Annotated in this window: 20 protein-coding genes; 10 read left to right on the plus strand and 10 right to left on the minus strand. The window is 69.0% G+C overall.

Annotated elements, in window-relative coordinates; translation table 11 throughout:
- Positions 1-104: 104 nt before the first annotated feature.
- Positions 105-1,787 carry a flippase activity-associated protein Agl23 gene (locus HHUB_RS11280; protein ID WP_059057706.1) on the minus strand — a complete coding sequence of 561 codons (1,683 nt, stop codon included), beginning with the start codon at positions 1,785-1,787 and terminating at the stop codon, positions 105-107.
- 255 nt (positions 1,788-2,042) lie between these two features.
- Between HHUB_RS11280 and HHUB_RS11285 the strand changes: the two genes are divergently transcribed.
- The 3 genes from HHUB_RS11285 to HHUB_RS11295 all read left to right on the plus strand — a co-directional run bounded on the left by HHUB_RS11285 (position 2,043) and on the right by HHUB_RS11295 (position 4,512).
- On the plus strand, positions 2,043-3,188 hold the full coding sequence (locus HHUB_RS11285) for a thiolase family protein (protein ID WP_059057707.1): 1,146 nt from the start codon (positions 2,043-2,045) through the stop codon (positions 3,186-3,188).
- 83 nt (positions 3,189-3,271) lie between these two features.
- Entirely contained in the window at positions 3,272-4,036 is a 765-nt protein-coding gene (locus HHUB_RS11290; RefSeq protein ID WP_059057708.1) for a glycosyltransferase, read from the plus strand.
- Complete coding sequence (locus HHUB_RS11295) at positions 4,033-4,512, plus strand: GtrA family protein (protein WP_059057709.1); 480 nt, start codon at positions 4,033-4,035, stop codon at positions 4,510-4,512. The genes HHUB_RS11290 and HHUB_RS11295 overlap by 4 nt, the downstream gene beginning before the upstream one ends.
- A gap of 6 nt (positions 4,513-4,518) precedes the next feature.
- Here the strand turns inward: HHUB_RS11295 and HHUB_RS11300 are convergent, their stop codons facing one another.
- The 4 genes from HHUB_RS11300 to HHUB_RS11315 all read right to left on the minus strand — a co-directional run bounded on the left by HHUB_RS11300 (position 4,519) and on the right by HHUB_RS11315 (position 10,568).
- The gene (locus tag HHUB_RS11300; protein WP_059057710.1) at positions 4,519-6,381 is read right to left on the minus strand and encodes a cation:proton antiporter domain-containing protein; all 1,863 of its coding nucleotides are present in this window, start codon (positions 6,379-6,381) and stop codon (positions 4,519-4,521) included.
- Positions 6,382-6,492: 111 nt separating this feature from the next.
- Entirely contained in the window at positions 6,493-8,430 is a 1,938-nt protein-coding gene (locus tag HHUB_RS11305; RefSeq protein WP_059057711.1) for an AMP-dependent synthetase/ligase, read from the minus strand.
- Positions 8,431-8,435: 5 nt separating this feature from the next.
- Positions 8,436-9,350, minus strand: coding sequence for an MBL fold metallo-hydrolase (locus HHUB_RS11310; protein ID WP_059057712.1), 915 nt, complete (start codon positions 9,348-9,350; stop codon positions 8,436-8,438).
- A gap of 51 nt (positions 9,351-9,401) precedes the next feature.
- A complete protein-coding gene (locus tag HHUB_RS11315; protein WP_059057713.1) occupies positions 9,402-10,568 on the minus strand; it encodes an inorganic phosphate transporter in 1,167 nt (388 codons plus the stop codon).
- A gap of 138 nt (positions 10,569-10,706) precedes the next feature.
- On the opposite strand from HHUB_RS11315, the gene serS reads away from it, so the two are divergent.
- Both serS and HHUB_RS11325 read left to right on the plus strand, forming a co-directional pair.
- Positions 10,707-12,086 (plus strand): serine--tRNA ligase, encoded by a 1,380-nt coding sequence (gene serS / locus HHUB_RS11320; protein WP_059057714.1) that lies wholly within the window; start codon positions 10,707-10,709, stop codon positions 12,084-12,086.
- A gap of 71 nt (positions 12,087-12,157) precedes the next feature.
- Positions 12,158-13,123 (plus strand): TIGR03557 family F420-dependent LLM class oxidoreductase, encoded by a 966-nt coding sequence (locus tag HHUB_RS11325; protein WP_059057715.1) that lies wholly within the window; start codon positions 12,158-12,160, stop codon positions 13,121-13,123.
- Here HHUB_RS11325 and HHUB_RS11330 read toward each other — a convergent pair.
- Positions 13,075-13,440 carry a nuclear transport factor 2 family protein gene (locus HHUB_RS11330; protein ID WP_197570623.1) on the minus strand — a complete coding sequence of 122 codons (366 nt, stop codon included), beginning with the start codon at positions 13,438-13,440 and terminating at the stop codon, positions 13,075-13,077. The genes HHUB_RS11325 and HHUB_RS11330 overlap by 49 nt on opposite strands.
- A 101-nt stretch (positions 13,441-13,541) precedes the next feature.
- Between HHUB_RS11330 and HHUB_RS11335 the strand changes: the two genes are divergently transcribed.
- The gene (locus HHUB_RS11335) at positions 13,542-14,039 is read left to right on the plus strand and encodes a DUF367 family protein (protein WP_059057717.1); all 498 of its coding nucleotides are present in this window, start codon (positions 13,542-13,544) and stop codon (positions 14,037-14,039) included.
- Between the two features lie 54 nt (positions 14,040-14,093).
- Entirely contained in the window at positions 14,094-14,237 is a 144-nt protein-coding gene (locus HHUB_RS11340) for a 50S ribosomal protein L40e (protein WP_058984215.1), read from the plus strand.
- Position 14,238: 1 nt separating this feature from the next.
- On the opposite strand, the gene HHUB_RS11345 is transcribed toward HHUB_RS11340, so the two are convergent.
- Both HHUB_RS11345 and HHUB_RS11350 read right to left on the minus strand, forming a co-directional pair.
- Positions 14,239-14,778, minus strand: a complete 540-nt coding sequence (locus HHUB_RS11345) for a GNAT family N-acetyltransferase (protein ID WP_059057718.1) — start codon at positions 14,776-14,778, stop codon at positions 14,239-14,241.
- Between the two features lie 69 nt (positions 14,779-14,847).
- On the minus strand, positions 14,848-15,456 hold the full coding sequence (locus tag HHUB_RS11350; RefSeq protein ID WP_059057719.1) for an MBL fold metallo-hydrolase: 609 nt from the start codon (positions 15,454-15,456) through the stop codon (positions 14,848-14,850).
- A gap of 103 nt (positions 15,457-15,559) precedes the next feature.
- Here HHUB_RS11350 and HHUB_RS11355 point away from each other — a divergent pair, with 103 nt between their 5' ends.
- Genes HHUB_RS11355 through HHUB_RS11365 form a run of 3 tightly spaced genes read left to right on the plus strand, consistent with a single transcriptional unit; the run spans position 15,560 to position 16,936 of the window.
- A complete protein-coding gene (locus HHUB_RS11355; protein WP_059057720.1) occupies positions 15,560-15,739 on the plus strand; it encodes a DUF5786 family protein in 180 nt (59 codons plus the stop codon).
- A 4-nt stretch (positions 15,740-15,743) separates the two neighbouring features.
- Positions 15,744-16,307 carry an endonuclease dU gene (locus HHUB_RS11360; protein WP_059058297.1) on the plus strand — a complete coding sequence of 188 codons (564 nt, stop codon included), beginning with the start codon at positions 15,744-15,746 and terminating at the stop codon, positions 16,305-16,307.
- Positions 16,308-16,339: 32 nt separating this feature from the next.
- Positions 16,340-16,936, plus strand: a complete 597-nt coding sequence (locus tag HHUB_RS11365) for a uracil-DNA glycosylase (RefSeq protein ID WP_059057721.1) — start codon at positions 16,340-16,342, stop codon at positions 16,934-16,936.
- A gap of 1 nt (position 16,937) precedes the next feature.
- Here HHUB_RS11365 and phnE read toward each other — a convergent pair whose 3' ends face one another.
- Both phnE and phnC read right to left on the minus strand, forming a co-directional pair.
- Positions 16,938-17,951 (minus strand): phosphonate ABC transporter, permease protein PhnE, encoded by a 1,014-nt coding sequence (phnE, locus tag HHUB_RS11370; protein ID WP_059057722.1) that lies wholly within the window; start codon positions 17,949-17,951, stop codon positions 16,938-16,940.
- Entirely contained in the window at positions 17,948-18,691 is a 744-nt protein-coding gene (gene phnC, locus HHUB_RS11375) for a phosphonate ABC transporter ATP-binding protein (RefSeq protein ID WP_059057723.1), read from the minus strand. The genes phnE and phnC overlap by 4 nt, the downstream gene beginning before the upstream one ends.
- Positions 18,692-18,699 lie beyond the last annotated feature (8 nt).

Raw genomic sequence — 18,699 nt, forward strand, 5'->3', positions numbered from 1 at the left:
GCCGGGGTTCGGCGACCGCGCCGCCCCTTTCAGCCCCGGACGACTCACTGCGTTCGTCTTCCGACCCTCGCGAACGCTACGCGTTCGCTCAGTCCCCCCTCCCGTCAGGTCGTCGCGTTCGCGCGGACGTAGAACACGACGGGGCGGCTGTGCTGGTAGCCCTGATGGACGGTGCGGGTGTAGCCGCGCTCGGTGAGGCTGTCTTCGAGCGGGCCGTCCTCGTCGTCGAGCGCGACGACGACCGGCGGCTGGCGTTCAAGCACCGTCTCGTTGTGGAGCGTGCTGGACGCGTTCGTGTCGTACTGGTCGAAGTACCACGGGAGCGGCAGGCGCTCGAACCAGCCGGTGTAGCCGCCGCGCGTGATGTTCAACCGGGGTTCCTCGGTGAGATCGTCGGGGTTGTGGAACTCGTCGCCGTAGAACAGCACGTCCACGCCGTCGTTGCTCGCGGAGATGTCCTGAATCTCCTGGAGCGTTGGCTGCATCTCGCCGGCGGGCTGGGCGTACTGGACGAGAACGTTGTCCGGGCCCTGCGGGTTCGCGTACGTCGTCTGCGCGGCGACGGCGCCCGTGCCGGCGGCGGCGACGAGCAGCGCGAGCGCGACGGCGCGAGCGCCAGCGGAGTTACCGGACGCAGCGGCCGCGCGCCCGCGCTCGTAGACGAGCGCGACGCCGACGCCCGCGGGCACCGCCAGCGGCACAATGGCGTTTATCATCGACCACGCCGCGGAGATGTCCGCGACCGCGGGGTAGCCGAACACCGAGAACGCCCCCCAGTAGAAACACACCTCGACGACCGGACGGGGCTCCTCGGTGGCGTACCGCTCGTGGAGGAAGCCCAGCACCGCGAACACGACGAGCGCGGTCGCGCCGACCCCGAGCACGGTGAGGTCGTGTTTCAGGAACGCGACGTAGGAGTGCTCCTGCATCCCCGTCGAACCCCACAACCGCATGAACTCGCTCCACGACCCGAGCGTCGCCTCGCGGAGCACGCCCGGCAGCATCGCGGGGTCGCTGAAGGCCTCGTAGATGTCAGGCTTGGGCGCGTAGAACGCCACGAGGACGACCGCGCCCTCGGCGAGCGCGACGCCGAGGTGGGGTTTGTACCGCCACACGGCGCGCAAGACGCGACGGACGTGGGCCTTCGCGACCGCCCACCGCGTCGCCTCGTCGTCGGCTTTCGCGAGCACGAGGCGGCCGTCGAGGACGAGCACGAGCGCGCCCAGCCAGCAGACCGGGTAGAGGAGCGCGTTCTCCTTGGTCGTGAACGCGAGCGCGAACGGGACGGCGGCGGCGTAGAGGTAGCGCGCCTCCCCGGTGTCGAGCGCGCGGACGAACAGCCCGAACGCGGTAAACATGAACGCCGCCAACAGCAGGTCGTTGCGCATGAACCGCGAGTAGTACAGCAACACGGGGTTGGCGGCGAAGAACAGGCTCGTGGCGACGACTGCGGGCTTCGAGAGCCGTTCGCGGAGCAGCCACGGCGTCACCACGAGCAGGGCGCCGGCGACCGCGACGACCAGCCGCATCGTGAAGTCCGACGGCCCGAGCAGGTCGAAGACGACGCCGTTGACGTGCGGGAGGAACGGCCCGTGGATGATGGGACGGTACTGCCACGCACCGACTTCCATGTAGTGGAGAATCCAGTCGGCGACCCGGGCTTCGTCCTGGTGGGCGACCCGCCAGCCGAGGTTCCAGAGTCGCGCGAGGAGGGCGAGGGCGGCGACGGCGACGAGCGCGGCGGCGACGCGGCGTCGCGACGTACGGCCGCCACTGGACCGAGACATACCACGCGGTTGCGACGGGGTGGATAAACGCTTTCCGGATGGGGAGAGGCGTCGCGCAGCGACGGCTCTCCAGAAGTAAGCGGGGAACGAAGTGACCCGCGAACAGCAAGGAGCGCCGCGTAGCGGCGGTCCCCGAAAACGCGAACGCGGAGCGAGGCGGACGTTCGCGGGGCGCGAGACCGCCCGGAAGTAAACGGCCAGCGGCGCGCGACGCGTTGTCGGAGGTTTATGGTCCGTCGTGCGCCACATATGGGTATGGCAAGCGACACCACTCCGGTCATCGCAGCGGCCTACCGAACCCCGCAGGGCAAGGAGGACGGCGTGTTCGCGGACACGCGCAGCGAGGACCTCTCGGTCGCGCTCATCGACCACATCCTCGACGAGCACGACCTCACAAGCGACGACATCGACGACCTCCAGTGGGGGGTCGCCCAGCAGCGCACGGAACAGGACAACAACGTCGCCCGGGTCATCGCGCTCCTCTCAGAGTTAGGCGAGGACGTGCCGGCGGCGTCGGTGAACCGCTGGTGTGCGTCCTCGATGGAGGCCATCATGCGCGCGGCCGACTCCATCAGCGCCGGCCAGCGCGACGCCATCATCGCGGGCGGCGTCGAGAACATGTCCCGCGTGCCGATGGACGGCGACTCCTACGAGCACCTCCACCCGGAACTCGCCGAGCACTACAACGTCCCCGAGCTCCAGATGGGGATGACCGCCGAGGAGGTCGCCGAGCGCCACGACATCACCCGCGAACAGCAGGACGAGTACGCGCTCCAGAGCCAGCAGCGCGCCGCCGCGGCCACCGAGAAGGGGCGCTTCGACGACGAAATCGTCCCCATCGAGACCGAGGACGGCGTCGTCGAGGAGGACGAGGGCATCCGCCCCGACACCTCCCTGGAGAAGCTCGGCCAGCTCCCGACGGTGTTCAAGGGCGACGGCACGGTGACCCCCGGGAACGCCAGCCAGATTTCTGACGGCGCATCCGCCACGCTCGTCACCAGCGAGAAGTTCGCCGAGGACCACGACCTCGACGTGCTCGCGTACGTCGGCGACCACAACGTCGCGGGCGTCGACCCGCGCGTCATGGGCATCGGGCCGGTCCCCGCGACCCGCGGGCTGCTGGAGCGCACCGGCGAGGACATCGAGGAGTTCGACCTCGTGGAGCTCAACGAGGCGTTCGCGTCCCAGACCATCTACGCCCGGGACGAGCTCGGCATCGACAACGAGAAGTTCAACGTCAACGGCGGCGCCATCGCCATCGGCCACCCGCTGGGCGCCAGCGGCGCGCGGCTCCCGGTCACGCTGATTCACGAGATGCAGAAGCGCGACGCCGAGAAGGGGCTGGCGACGCTGTGCGTCGGCTTCGGACAGGGCGCGGCCATCACGTTCGAGCGGAAGTAGTCGGCGCACGGAGCACGCGAACCGGCCCGACGCCCGCACCGATACCACGAAATTGATACCGTCGCCTCGTTTCTCTCGACGTAATGCGTTCCGTCGGCATCGTCGTCCCCGCCTACGACCCGAACGTCGAGGTGCTCGTGTCGTACCTCGGTTCTCTCCGGGATACCCTCCAACCCGAGCGCCTGCACGTGGAACTCGACGCCGGCTCGGCGGAGACGGTCGCCGCGGTTCGGGACGCGGGAGCGACCGTCAACCGCGCGACCGAGCGACGCGGCAAGGGCGCCGCCATCACCGCCGGGTTCGAGGAACTGGAGACGGACGTGCTCGCGTTCGCGGACGCCGACGGCGCCACGCCCGCGGCGTCGCTGGCGAGCGTCGTCGCGCCCGTCCGCGACGGGGACGCGGATCTCGCGGTGGGGTCGCGGCGCCACCCCGACTCGACCGTCGCCAGCCACCAGACGCTCGCGCGGCGGTTCCTCGGGGACGCGTTCGCGTGGCTGGCGGGCCGCCTGCTGGACGTCGACCTCTACGACTACCAGTGCGGCGCGAAGGCGATCAGCGCCGAGGGCTGGGCGCAGGTCCGGAACCACCTCTACGAGCCCGGGTTCGCGTGGGACGTCGAACTCGTCGCGATGGCGGGCGCGCTTGACCTCCGCGTGCGGGAAGTCCCCATCGAGTGGGAGGACCAGCCGGGGTCGACCGTGTCGCCAGTGGAGACGTCGGTAGCGCTGTTCCGCGCGCTGCTCGTGTCGCGCCACCGGTCGAAGCTCCTGCAGAACAGCCAGCTACACGAAGCCATCGCGGCGCGCCGCGACGACCCCGCCGCGCTCGTGGAGCGACACCGATGAGCCGCGCCGACCGCGTGCGCGACGCGCTCCCGGACCGGCTCGCGGCGCTCGTCTCCACGGTGCGGTTCGGGCAGTTCGTCTCCGTCGGCGCTGTCGGCGCCGTCTTCGACCTGACGACGCTCGTCGTGCTGACCGAACTGTTCGGCGTGCCGGCGGCCGTCGCGAACGCCGTCAGCATCGAGACCGCGATTCTCGTGATGTTCGTGGTCAACGAGCGCTGGACGTTCGCCGAGCACGGCGACAGCGGCCTGCGCTCGGTCGGCCGGCGGCTCGTCCGCTCGCACGTCGTCCGCGCGGGCGGGTCGACGCTGCAGTACGTGCTGTTCGTCGCGGTGTTCTACAACGTCGCCGTCGAGTTCTCGGTCGCGGGCGTGGACCTCTGGCTGGTCGTCGTGAAGGGCGGCGCCATCGGCGTGGCGATGCTCGTGAACTACGTCTTCGAGAGCCTGTTCACGTGGCGCGTCCACGAAGAGTAGGAGACGTCAGTCGTGGGGGTGACACCAGTCCAGCGCCTCGCGGACCGCCTCCTTCCGGCCGAGGAACGTGAGGTGGTCGCCCCGCTGGAGCGTGAAGTCACCCGACGGCACCTGATTGTCTCCGTCGCGGCCGACGAGCGCGATGATGCAGCCGTTCGGTAGCTCGGTGTCCAGTTCCTCGATGGTCTTCCCGACGAGGTCCTCTGAGGTGACTTCGACCTCCTGGACGTCCCCGGAGCGACCGATTTCGGTCATCCAGTTGGCGAGCGCGGGGCGTTCGATGATGTTGTCGATGCCCCACGCGGTCGCCAGCGACGAGGAGACCGTGCGGACGCCGAGGTCCTCGAAGGCGTCGACGTTGTCCGGGTTGTTCGCCCGGGCGATGATGGTCTCGACGTCGAACTTCGAGTCCGCGAGCTGGGAGACCAGCAGGTTGGCGTCGTCGTCACCGGTCGCGGCGACGACGATGCGGGCGTTCTCCGCGCCCGCGGCGCGCAGCTCGTCGGTGTCCGTGCCGTCCCCGTGGTGGACGGTGAACCCTTCGTTGCGCGTTCGTTCGACCATCTCTACGTCGTTCTCGATGAGGACGACGTTCTCACCGCGGTCTTCGAGGCGCTCGCCGAGCGCCCGACCGACGGTGCCGCCGCCCACGATGATGACTCGCATTGGGATTACCTCGAGTGCTTGCGCGATGTGTCTTGCGAACCCGCCCTCGACGACGACCGTCAGCAGGATGACGAGGAAGACGACCCCGACGAGGAGGCTGGCCGCCTCCTCCATGCCGCTGCTCTGGAGCTGGACGGCGAACAGCGTCGCGACCGACGCGGGGATGATGCCGCGCGGCCCGACGACGCTCATGAACGTCCGCTCAGAGAGCGTGTACCGCTCCCCGCGCGTGGAGAGGAAGACACCCAGCGGCCGGATGACGAGCGCGACGAGCGCGACGACGCCGAGCCCGGCGACGCCGAGCTGGATGAGGTTGTCGAACGACAGCAGGGCGGCCAGCCCGATGAAGACGAACGAGAGGACGACCAGCGTCACGTCGCCCTTGAACGCCTCTATCTCCTCCTCGTAGGGGAGGTTGGCGTTCCCGAGCACCATCCCGGCGGTCGCGACCGCGGCGATGCCCGCTTCGCCGCGGAGGAAGTCGGCGGCGCCGTACGCGACGAGCGCGCCAGCGAGCACGATGAGGCGGGCGTTCTGCGGGGCGTTCCCGCGCGAGAGGTCGACGTGGCGGAGCAGGTACCAGACGACGCCCGCGACGACGAGCCCGAACAGGACGCCGATGCCCAGTCGGACGGTGAACTCCTCGATGATCTGCATCCGGGTGAGCCCGGGGTTGTTCACGACCTCGAAGACGACGATGGCGAGGATGGCTGCGGTGACGTCGTTGACGACGCCCTCGGTTTCGAGCGCGGCGGCGACGCGGTTGCGGACGGGCACGATGTCCAAGATTGGCGTGATGACCGTCGGGCCGGTGGCGACCAGCAGGCTGCCGACGAGGAACGCCATGTCCCAGTTCGCGCCGAGCAGGTAGCGCACCGACAGCGCGGTCCCCACCAGCGAGATTGCGGCGCCGACCGTCGTGAGTCGCAACACCGCCCCCGGGGCTTCCCGGAGCTTCGGGAGCTTCAGGTGGAACGCGCCCTCGAAGACGATGATAGCGACGGAGAGCCCGACGATGCTGGACAGCGTCTCCGCGCCGCCGAACGTCTCCAGGGTGACGACGCCCAGCACCTCCGGGCCGACGAGAATCCCCGCGATGACGAGGAACAGCACGCTCGGCACTTGGAGGCGGTCCGCGATGACCTGCGACGCCACTCCGAGGGCGATAATCGTGGCGACCAGTGGAATGAGTTCGGAGCTCACGGCAGCCCCTCCAGTACCGGCATCGTCCCGTGATTCGGCGCCGCTACCCTTAAAGCGCCCGGATGCCGGCAGCCGCCCCCGCGACTGCGGCGGAACCGGCGCTCGCGGCGGTCACTCCGCGTAGATGTCGCCGATCTCGTCTGCGAACGCGTCGAGGATGTTGCGGCGCTTCTTCTTCATCGTCGGCGTGAGCAGGTCGTTGTCCTCGGTGAACTCCGTGGGGACGAGGCGGAAGCGCTTGATCTGCTCGTAGTCCTCGAAGTTCTCGTTGACGGCGTCGACGGCCTGCTGGATGCGGGCTTCGACGCGGTCGTCCCGGCAGATGGCGGCCTTGTCGTCGGGGAGGTCGATGCCTTTGCCGTCGGCCCACTTGCGGAGCGCGTCGAAGTCGGGGACGATGACCGCGGAGACGAACTTCCGGTTGTCCCCGACGACCATCGCCTGCTCGACCACCGGGGTCGCGGCGAACGCGTCCTCGATGGGGCCGGGCGCGACGTTCTTCCCCGTGGAGAGCGTGAGAATCTGTTTCGCGCGTTCGAGGAACCGGACGTAGCCGTCGTCCCGAATCTCCACCACGTCGCCCGTGCGGAACCACTCCGCTCCATCTATTTCGGTGAACGCCTGCTCGGTGGCGTCGTCGAGCCCCCAGTAGCCGTCGAAGACCTGCGGGCCGCGCGCGAGCAGTTCACCGACGTCGCCGTCGCTGGCGTCGCGCTGCTCGGGGCTGGCGACGGTCTCGTCGACGCGAAGCTCGGTGTCCACGACCGCCGGGCCGATGGTGCCGGTTTTCGGCGCCTCCGGCGGGTTCACCGAGAGGACGGGGCTGGTCTCGGTGAGGCCGTACCCCTCCAGAATCGGGAGGCCCATGCCGTGGTAGAGCGCGCACAGCTCCGGCGACAGCGAGCCGCCGCCGGAGATGAAGAAGTCGATGTTCCCGCCGAGGGCGTCCCGCACCTGCTCGAAGACGAGCTTGTCCGCGACGGCGTGTTTCGCGCGCAGCGCCAGCCCGGGGTCGTCGGCCTCGTAGAACTCGCGGCCGACGCCGGTCGCCCACTCGAAGATGCGCTCCTTGGTGGGGGACTGGGCGGCTTCCTCGCGGACCGCCGCGAAAATCTTCTCGTAGACGCGCGGAACGCTGGTCCCCGACGTGGGCTCGCACAGCGCGAAGTCCTCGCGGAGCGTGTCCGGGGACTCCGCGTAGCAGACGTGGGCGCCCGACGCGAACAGCAGGAAGTGGCCGGCGAGGCGTTCGAGGACGTGCGCCAGCGGGAGGAACGAGACGACGCGGGTCTCGGCGGTGATGGCGGGGTAGTCGGCCTTGTCGGGTCGCGGGCCGAACCGCTTGCGGCACTGGTTGACGTTCTCCCGGAAGTTCTCGTGAGTGAGCGCGACGCCCTTCGGCTGGCCGGTGGTGCCCGAGGTGTAGATGAGGCTCGCGAGGTCGTCGTAGTCGGTGTCGTCGATCCACGACTCGTAGGCGTCGCGGTCGAAGACCTCCTTCCCGCGCTCGTACACTTCCGAGAGCGGGATGGCGTCGTCGTCGGCGACGTGGTCCATCGTGACGACGAACTCCACGTCGAGGTCGTCCTCGACCTCGCGGACGCGTTCGAGTTCGGTCTCGCCCTCGACGACGACGCCGACCGCGCCGCTGTCGCCGAGGAGGTGTTTCACTTGCCGCGAGCTGGAGCTGGAGTAGACGGTGGTGACGGCGCCGCCGGCCGCGAGAATCCCGAAGTCGCACTGCGCCCACTCCATGCGGGTGTGCGCGAAGATGCCGACGCGCTTCCCGGATTCGACGCCGAGGTCGCGGAACCCGGCGGCGAGGTTGCGGACGACGTCGCGCATCTCGCCGTACGTGACGTTCTCGAAGTCGCCGTCGGGCGCCGGCGGCAGTACGTCCGGCGTGAGCGTGCGGTCGTGGACGCCGCCCTTGTACCCCTGCGCGGGGCGGTCTGCGTGTCGCTTTGCCGCGTCCTCGAACGTGCGAGCGAGGGTGGTCTGCCCGGTGACCTCGTCCTCGTAGTCGCGTTCCGCCTCGCGGAAGTCCATACCCCCTAGTGGGCCTCCCGGGTCTTAAGGTAGTGGAGAACTCCATGAACGTTCATTGTAGTTTCCGCGCGGGCCTTGTGGTCGCCCCAGACCTGCCAGACCTCGTTCGTGCCCGCGAGATGGTCGATGGCCGCCTCCTCGCTGCCGCGCTCGACGACCTCGCGTTCGACGGTCTCGACCCACTCCCGTAGCACTTGCTCGTACTGGCGGAGGACCGCGTCGGTGTCGTCCGGCCCCGGCCCGAAGTGCGCGTACAGCAGGACGTCGGGGTCGAGGCGGCGAATCAGCTCGGCGTCGGTGACGCACTGTTCGAGGTCGAAGTTCGGCGGCGGGCTCGTCTCCCGCACGCGGTCCTGCGAGGGAATCCAGATGCCGGCGGCGTCCGCGGTGAAGACGGCGTCGTCGGCGTGGTCCTCGAAGACGACCTGATGGGGGGCGTGTCCGGGCGCGTGGTGGGCGGTCAGCTCCCGCGACCCGAGGTCCACGGTGTCCCCGTCTTCCAGTTCGACGATGCGCTCCTCGGGGACGGGCTCGGGCTCGACGTAGTACTGCCACTGGTCGCCGACCGCCTCCTTCGTGCCCTCCACGAGCCGCGAGGGGTCCGCGAGGTGGGGCGCGCCGATTTCGTGGACGTAGACGTCCGCGTTCGGGCACTCCTCGGCGATGAAGCCCGCGCCGCCCGCGTGGTCGAGGTGGACGTGCGTCACCAGAATCGCTTCGAGGTCCGCGGGCGCGATGCCGCAGTCGTCGAGCGCGGCGAGCACGCGCTCGTAGTTCGTGCCGATGCCGGTGTCGACGATTGCCGGGCGGTCGGCGTCGACGACGTAGACGGAGCCGTACTCGCCGGTGTCGTACATGCCGGTATCGACGTACGAGATGTCGCTACACTGTTCGACGTCGAAGACGTCGCCGGGTGCCATACCGGGAGTGGGGCGGCCGCACGCAAAAGATTTCGCGTGCGCGAGCCGCGCTCACGGCGCCCCAGCCACCGGCAGCACCGAGAACGCCAGGTACGACAGCACGCTGGCGACGCTCGGTCCGAGAATCCAGAAGGAGACGAACCGCGCGACCGTCGACGGGTCGAACAGCGCGGCCTCGTCGAGGTCGCCGCTGCGCTCGCCGCCGATTTCGGCGACCGGCTCGACCTCCACGCTGGCCGCGGCCACGGTCACTTCGGCGTGGACGTCGCCGCGCGCCAGCTCGGAGGCCGTCGCCGTCCGCGACGCCCGCCCCCAGCCGAGGCCGACGATGGTCATCACCGTCGAGAGCGCGAGACTGATGGGGATGCCGAGCCACGACGCGGCGGTCGTAATCGTCGCCGCGACGACCGTCACGACCATCGCCGCCAGCAGCGGGAGGTCCGTGAGTTCGCTCCCCACGGAGGCCATCGTGCGGCGTGCGATGGTGAACGCACCGACGCCGATGGCCGCCGCCGCGAGCGCGACCGCCGGCCCGGGCGCGAGGAGGCCGCCGCCGACCAGCGGCGCGACCGCGTTCGCGACGTTGCTCGCGCCCGCCGAGAACGACATGTAGCACGCCACGACGACGACGAGCGCGGTGCTGACGAACTCCCGGGGCGTCGTCCCGGGGCCGAGCGCGGGCGTCGGGACGAGAGCGGACCGGTCGAGGACGAGCAGCGGGCCGTCGGACTGCTCGATGGCGGCGGCCCGCTGGAGGCGGACGTAGAGGTAGCGACCGACGACCGCGCCACACCAGAAGCCGGCGACGGGCGCGACAAGCCACCAGACGACGATTTCCCCGAGTACCGCCCAGTCGAGCGTGTCGGTCGCGAGCCCGAGGCCCGCGATGGCGCCGACGGCCGTCATCGACGTGGAGATGGGGACGCCGTAGGCGTTCGCGACCACCATCCCGACACCGATGAACGCGAGCACGACGATGCTCGCCTCGACGGTGAACGCGCTCGGCGCGACGACGCCGCTGCCCAGCGTCGCCACGACGTTCCGGCCGACCGTCCAGCCGCCAAGCAGGACGAAGACGGTCATCAGCGCCGCCGCGGTCGTCTTCTCCGTGACTCCCGCGCCGACCGACGGCCCCCACGCGACGCCCGTCGACGACCCGCCGACGTTGAACCCGACGAACGCCGCGGCGGCGACCGCGACGGTAAACAGGACGTCCATGCGTTCCCGCGTACGCGGTTCGGGGGTGGTGTATATTCTGCCCGTGGCCGATATTTCCACGCGCGCCCGGCTCCGGGTTCGTGACCTGTTCACGGGGATGCGATACGTTCTTGCCGGCGCCCCCGCAAACTCCGGCAAATGCTGAGCAGACAGTACGTCCGCGAACACCCCGACGAGGTGCGGGCCGCCCTGGAGAAGAAGGGCGTGGACGCGGACCTCGACCGGATTCTGGAAGTCGACGAGGAGTGGCGCGACCTCAAGGCACGCGGCGACGAGCTCCGCCACGAGCGCAACGAGGTCTCCTCGAAAATCGGCGAGCTCAAGCAGGAGGGGAAAGACGAGGAGGCGCAGGAGGCCATCGAGCGCTCGCAGGAGCTCAAGGACGAGCTCGAAGAAATCGAGGCGCGCGCGGACGAACTGGAGGCCGAACTGGAGCGGAAACTGCTGACGCTCCCGATGGTCCCCCACGAGGAGGTGCCCGTGGGCGCCGACGAGTCCGAGAACGTCGAGCGCCGCCGCGAGGGTTTCGACAACCTCCGCGACCTCCCCGACGAGGTGACGCCCCACTACGACCTCGGTGAACAACTGGACATCCTGGACTTCGAGCGCGGCGCGAAGGTCTCGGGCGGCGGCTTCTACTTCGCGAAGGGCGCGGGCGCCCGCCTCGAACACGCGCTCGTGCAGTTCATGCTCGACGTCCACCGCGATCAGGGCTACGAGGACGTCTTCCCGCCGATTCCCGTGAACTCGAAGTCGATGGAGGGGACCGGCCAGTTCCCGAAGTTCGTCGAGGACGCCTACCGCATCGGCGACGTCAACGACGCCGACTACGACGACGACGACCTCTGGCTGCTCCCCACGGCGGAAGTCCCGGTGACGAACATGTACCGCGACGAGATTCTGCTCAGCGACGACCTCCCCCTCAAGCATCAGGCGTACTCGCCGAACTTCCGCCGGGAGGCCGGCGAGCACGGCACCGAGACCCGCGGCATCGTGCGCGTCCACCAGTTCAACAAGGTGGAGATGGTGAACTTCGTCGAGCCCGAGCACTCCTACGAGCGCTTCGAGGGGCTCGTCGACGAGGCCGAGGAAGTGCTGCGACGCCTCGACCTCCCGTACCGGATTCTGGAGATGTGCACGGGCGACTTGGGCTTCACGCAGGCGAAGAAGTACGACATCGAGGTGTGGGCGCCCGGCGACGACATGGACGACGGCCCCGAGGAGGGCGGCCGCTGGCTGGAGGTCTCCAGCGTCTCGAACTTCGAGGACTTCCAGGCGCGCCGCGCGGGCATCCAGTACCGGCCCGAGCGCCACGAGAGCGCGGAGTACCTCCACACGCTGAACGGCTCGGGGCTGGCGGTGCCCCGGGTGCTCGTCGCGATTCTGGAGTACTACCAGAACGACGACGGCACCGTGGACGTGCCGGAGGCGCTCCAGCCGTACATGAACGGGCAGGAGGTCGTCGAGGGCACCGAGAAGGTCGGCGAGTCGGCGCTCGGCGAGGGCGACCGCGAGTAATCGGCGAGTAGGCTTTTCCTCGCTCGCTGCGACCCGCCCCACATGAGCGCGAGCACGCGGAGGTGCGGGTGATGGTACAGCTCGGGTACACGCTCTCCAGCGAGGAGCACCCCCCGAACGACCTCGTGGAGTACGCCGCCCGCGCGGAGGACACGGGGTTCGACTTCCTCTCGATTTCGGACCACTTCCACCCGTGGGTGAGCCAGCAGGGCGAGAGCGGCTTCGTCTGGTCGACGCTCGGCGGCGTCGCGCACGCCACCGACGACATTCCCGTGGGTATCGGCGTCGTCTGCCCGATCATGCGCTACCACCCCGCTATCGTCGCGCAGGCGTCGGCGTCGGTGGCGTCGATGCTCGACGGCCGGTTCTTCCTCGGCGTCGGCACTGGCGAACTGCTCAACGAGCACATCGTGGGCGAGCACTGGCCCGAGCACGCGGTCCGCCTCGAAATGCTCGAAGAGGCGGTCGAAATCATCCGCAAGCTCTGGTCCGGTGGCCAGCAGAGCCACCACGGGAAACACTACACCGTCCAGAACGCGCGGCTGTTCACGCGCCCCGAGGAGACGCCGCCCATCGTCGTCTCCGCGTACGGCCCGTCCGCGGCCGAGACCGCCGCCGAAATCGGGGACGGGTTCTGGTCGGTCGGCCCGCAGGCGGCCGTCGAGACGTGGGCGGAGCACGGCGGCGAGGGGCCGCGGTACACGCAGTTGAGCGTCTGCTACGCCGAGACCGAGGAGGAAGCGGTCGAGACGGCCTACGAGTGGTGGCCCAACACCGCGCTCCCCGGCGAACTCGCCTCCCAGCTGCCGACGACCGCGCACTTCGAGCAGGCCTGCGAGCTGGTCACGAGAGCGGACGTCGCGGACTCGCTCGTCACCGGCCCCGACCCCGAGGACCACGTCGCGGCCATCGAGAACGCCGTCGAGGCGGGCTACGACCGCGTGTACGTCCACCAGGTCGGCCCCGACCAATCGGGGTTCTTCGAGTTCTACGAGGACGAGGTGTTGCCCGCCGTCGAGTCGATAGCGCCGGCGTAAGTCGTCAGCCCGACGATTTCCCCGTCGGCGGTGTCGAAGGCGTCCACGAACGTGAACAGTTCGCGGCCGTCGTCGGCGGCGAGCAAGCGCCCGTGGACCGCGACGCCCTCTGCTCCCTCGTAGATGGCGTCGACGGCGTGGCGGGTGTCAGTGCGCGGCCGGTCCTCGCGCATGAACGAGACGAACGCCTCGCGGCCCGAGAGCGTCACGTCCGGGCGGACGTGCTCGAAGTCGGGCGCGAGCACTCCACGGAGAGCGTCGTAGTCCCCGGCGTCGATGGCGTCGTAGTAGGCGCGTGCGAGCGCAGCGTCGTCCATACCAGAGTCGTGGGGTCGCCCGGACAAGAAACCGCGGGAGCGACGCACAGCCATCACCCGGGGAACGGGGTGTTTTTCCTCCGTGACGGCCTACCGGTGGTGTGGACCTGCACGTCCGGTACGAGGGCGACGACGACCCGAAGAAGTGCACGGCGCGCAAGCTCGCGCGCTTCGACGAGGCCGTCCTCCACGAGTCCGCGCGCGCGACGCCGTACGGCGTCGTCCTGAACCCGCACGCCGACACCGCGCTGTCGCCCGCGGACGCCGACCACGGCCGGCTGGTGGCGCTGGACTGCTCGTGGGAGACGGCCGGCGAAGCGATGTTCGAAATCGACGGCGAGCACCGCGCGCTCCCGTTCCTCGTCGCCGCCAACCCCGTCAACTACGGCCAGCCGTTCCAGCTCAACACCGTGGAGGCGTTCGCCGCCGGACTCACCATTCTGGGCGAGCGCGAGCACGCCGAGGAAATCCTCTCGAAGTTCACGTGGGGGCACACGTTCCTCGAACTCAACGAGGAGCCGCTCCGGCGGTACAGCGAGTGCGCGGACTCCGCGGAGGTCGTCGCGGTGCAGGAGGACTACCTCGCCGACGAAGCGTAGCGGCCCGGACCGGCATTCCGAACGCTTAAACGCGTTGGCGGCGAATCCGGCCCCATGAGCGAGTCCATCGAGGCCCGACTGCTCGAGAAGCAGATCTGCATGCGGTGTAACGCCCGGAACCCCAAGCGCGCCTCCGAGTGCCGCAAGTGCGGGTACAAGAACCTGCGTCCGAAGGCCAAGGAGTCCCGCTCGACGTAACTCAGTTCTCGCCGTTCCACTCGTCTTCGAGCACCGAGTAGTAGCGCACGTCCCGGTACTCGCCGTCCACGAACACTTCGTCGCGGTGCGTGCCCTCCAGCTCGAAGCCGAGTTTCTCCCAGATGCGCGCGGAGGCGTCGTTGCCCTCGAAGACGCGCGCGACGACGCGATGGCGGCGGTGCTGGGCGAACGCGTACTCGGTGACGAGACGGCCGGCTTCGGTGCCGTAGCCGTTCCCCCAGAACTGTTCGCCGAGGAAAATGCCGACCTCGGCGCTGCCGTTGACGTCGTCGACGCCGTGGACGCCGACGCTGCCAATCGGCTGGTCGTCCACCGCGACGACGAAGTTCACGTTCCCGTTGTCGTCGCTGGCGTGCTCCTCGTACCACTCTCGCTCCTGTTTCTCGGTCAGCGGCGTGCGCGCGGACAGCGACGGCCACACTGCGGGGTCGTTGAGCGTCTCGCGGAGGAACTCCAGGTCGTCCTCGGCGACCGCACAGAGGTCCACCGCGTCGCCTTCGAGAAACGGTCTCCCGGGCATACCCGGAGAAACGACTCCCGTCAGAAAAAGGGTTCCCGGGGTGTGACAGGCCATCGCACTCGCGGAGCGCTACTCGTCGTACTTGGGTTCGCGGCGTTCGGCGCGGTCGAGCGCGCGCTCGACCACGCTGCGGACGTCGCCGTGGAAGACCTCGCCGTGACCGGAGTACATGTGTTCGACAGAGTCGGGCAGGCGCTTGAGGAGTTCGCGGACGCTCCCGACAAGCCGTTCGCGGGACTGGCCGGCCATGTCGGTGCGGCCGAAGCTCCCGTCGTCGAACGCGCCGTCGTCGTGGACGACGACGTCCCCGGAGAACAGCGCGGCGTCGGAGACCAGCGAGACGTGGTCGGGCGCGTGGCCGGGCGTGAACACGACCTCGAAGTCGTCGTCGCCGACGCGCACGCGGTCGCCGTCGCCGAGTTCGTGCGTGCGGAGGCGGTGGTCGGCGAACGCGTATACCTCGGGGTCGAAGGCGTCCACCACGGCGTCCAGTTGCTCGACGTGGTCGCCGTGCTGGTGCGTGAGGACGACGCGTTCGAGGTCGTCGACGTGGCGCCGAATCTCGTCGACGACGCCGTCGTACGCGCCGGCGTCCACGAGCGTCGGCTCGTCGCCGGGCGCGAGGTAGGCGTTGCACGTGAACGTCTCGGCGTCGCGGGTGACGTGGACTACGTCCATACCAACGGGGACGCCCGCGGTCGTGGTAAAACGGCGGGGTTTTTTCACGCTCCGCGGTCAACTCAGCGGGGAATTTTTGGGGGAGGGAGTCGTACGCTCACACATGGGTTTCGGGAGCTACGACGAATCCGAGCAGGAGAACCAGTCTCTCGACTCAGACGACATCGACGCCGACGACGGCATCGACACCGCCGAGTACGAGCACAGCGGCGACGTGAACTACGAGATCGGCGCGTCGAACGACGAACTCCTCGACCGACTGAAGGACATCAAAGGCGAGTAGCGTGGTGAAGGCCGGGACGCGGGCACTCGGTGTCGCGGAGTCATACCGGGGCGAGGAGTCCACGGTCGCCGGCGCGGTCGTGCGGGCGTCCCGAGTGGTAGACGGCTTTTCGTTTACTTCGTGCACGGTCGGCGGCCTCGACAGCACCGCGGCCGTCGTCGAGTGCTACCGCCAGTTGGACCGCGAGGACGTCCAGTACGTGTTCGTGTCGGGCATCGCGCCCGCGTGGTTCAACGTCGTGGACCTCCACGCCGTCCACGACGCCGTCTCGCGGCCCGTGCTCTCCGTCTCCTTCGAGGAGAGCGAGGGACTGGACGCCGCCATCGAACGGGAGTTCTCCGGCGACGAACGCGACCGGCGCCTCGACGTCTACGAGCGCCAGCCCGACCGGGAGCCCGTGACCGTGAACGACGAACGCGTGTTCGTGCGCGCGGTCGGCTGCGAGAACCCCGCGGAAGTCGTTCGCGCGTTCACGCCCGAAGGCGGCCGGCCGGAGCCGTTGCGGGTCGCGCGGCTGGCGGCGCGTGCGGCCGACCGACGGGAGGCCGCAGGCGACTCGGGTCTGTAACGCTTAACCCGGCAGCCGTGGTCGGCACACGCATGAGCGACATCGACGGCATGGAGGGCGTGGAGGTCACGGAGTGCACGCGCTGTGCGGACCTCGTCGAGTCCCGGAGCCGAATCGTCAACGGGGACGGCCCCGAGGACGCCGACGTGCTGTTCGTCGGGGAGGCGCCCGGGGCGTCCGAGGACGAGGAGGGCGTGCCGTTCGTCGGGCGCAGCGGCGACGTGCTCGACGACGAACTCCGGGACGCGGGGCTGCCGCGCGCGGACGTCCGCATCACGAACTGCGTGCGCTGTCGCCCGCCGGAGAACCGCGACCCCAGCCGAGAGGAGCTGGCGAACTGCCGGCCGTACCTTGAACGCGAAATCGAGCTCGTTGACCCCGACGTAATCGTCACGCTCGGGAAGGTCCCCGGCGAACACCTGCTCGAACGGGACATCGCGGTGACGAGCGAAGCGGGGAACGTCGAGCGCGTCGAACTCGGCGGGGAGCCGCGGGAAGTCCTCCTCTGCCTGCATCCGGCGGCGACGCTGTACGACGCGAGCCAGCGCGAGACGTTCACGGAGACGATAGAGAAGGCGGCGACGATAGCCGGCGAGAGCAGCGGGCAGTCCCAGCTCGGCGACTACTGAGTCACTGCCAGAGCGTGCGGACCATCCGCTGGGGGAACTCCACGATAAGCGCGATGAGCCCCTGGGACTCCTCGGTGCCGCGGATGTACGAGCGGACGCGCTGGCTGACGACTTCCACGGAGATGACGAGCACGAAGATGACCAGAATCGTCGCCATCATGTTCGTGTACTTGAACAGCCCGCGCTGGGTCGTGAGCACGTACCCGAGGCCGCCGCCGCCGATGAGGCCCATGGTGACGGCGATGCGCGTGTTGATTTCGAGGATGTACATCGTCCACGCGATGAACGGCGAGAACACCTGACTCAGCATCCCGAAGACGACGCGCTGGGGGCCGCTGGCGCCGGTCGAGCCGATGGCCTCGATGGGGCCGTCCTCGACCTCTTCGAGGGCGTCCGTGAACAGGCGGCCGAGGTTCCCCATCGTGTCGGTGCCGATGGCGAGCGTCGCCGTGAACGGCGTGACGCCGCCCAGCGGGATGTAGATGAGCGCCCAGACGAGCGCGGGAATCGCGCGGATGACGCTCATCGTCCCGCGGAAGATGAAGTTGAACGGGTACGGCGTGACGCGCTCGGAGCCCAGCACGCCCAACAGGAGCGCACCCGGCAGGCCGAGCACGGTGCCCGCGAACCCCATCGCGAGCGTGACGAACATCTGTCCGGGGATGAACGTCCAGTTCCAGAATGCGACGCCGGCGCCGTTGGTCTCCAGTTGGAAGAGGAGGTTGTTCGCCTGGATGAACGACCAGTACGCGCCCGTGTCGACGAACGGGAGGCCGAACAGTTCGCCCGGCGGGAAGAACTGTCCGAGCGCGTCGCGGAAGTCCGGCCAGTAGCGCATGATTTCCGCGATAGAGAACCCGACCTGTCCGAGCGCCAGCGAGAACAGCCACCCGAACACGACCAGCGCGAACACCGAGAACACCTGCCGCGCGCGCTTGTTGATGCGGAGCCGCGTGAACTGCTCCTGTACCGACTCCGAAACCGTCGATGCCGCGTCTTCCGTGTCCGTGCTCATGCTTCCGCCTCCGTTCGAATCGCTTCGGTCTCGATGGTGCCGTAGATTTCGTCGATGACGTCGACCGTGAGGTCGTCGCGATAGCCGTCGAAAATGACCTCGCCGTCCTTCATGCCGAGGAACCGCTCCCCGAACTCGCGGGCGATGTTCACCTGGTGGAGGCTCGCGAGCGTCGACAGGCCGCGCTCGTCGGCGGCTTGCCGGATGTACGCCATCACTTGCTCGGCGGACGCCGGGTCGAGGCTCGCGACCGGCTCGTCGGCGAGCAGGAGGTTCGGTTGCTGGACGAGCGCGCGAGCGATGCCGACGCGCTGCTGCTGGCCGCCGCTCATCTGCCCGACTGACTGCCCGGACTCGTCGAGCAAGCCGACCGTTTCGAGGGCACGCAGCGCCTCGTACTTGTCCTCCTCGGTGTACCGACCGAGGAGGCTGTTGAAGAACGAAGTGCGACCGAGTGCACCCGTCAGGGCGTTGTTGTACGCGCTCATCTCCTCGATGAGGTAGTGTTGCTGGAATACCATCGCGACGTCGTCCCGCGGCCCCTCGACGGGGTCGCCGTTGATGGTAATCGAGCCGGACGTCGGCTCGGTGAGACCGTTGAGACAGCGCAGGAGCGTCGACTTCCCCGCGCCGGACTCGCCGAGCACGACGACGAACTCACCGTCGGGGATGGTGAACGAGACGTCGTCGACAGCCTGAATTTCGCCGTACGATTTGCTCAGATTTGAGACTTCGATCATTGCTTGTG

It is taken from the genome of Halobacterium hubeiense, from assembly GCF_001488575.1.
In the GTDB taxonomy this organism is placed as follows: domain Archaea; phylum Halobacteriota; class Halobacteria; order Halobacteriales; family Halobacteriaceae; genus Halobacterium; species Halobacterium hubeiense.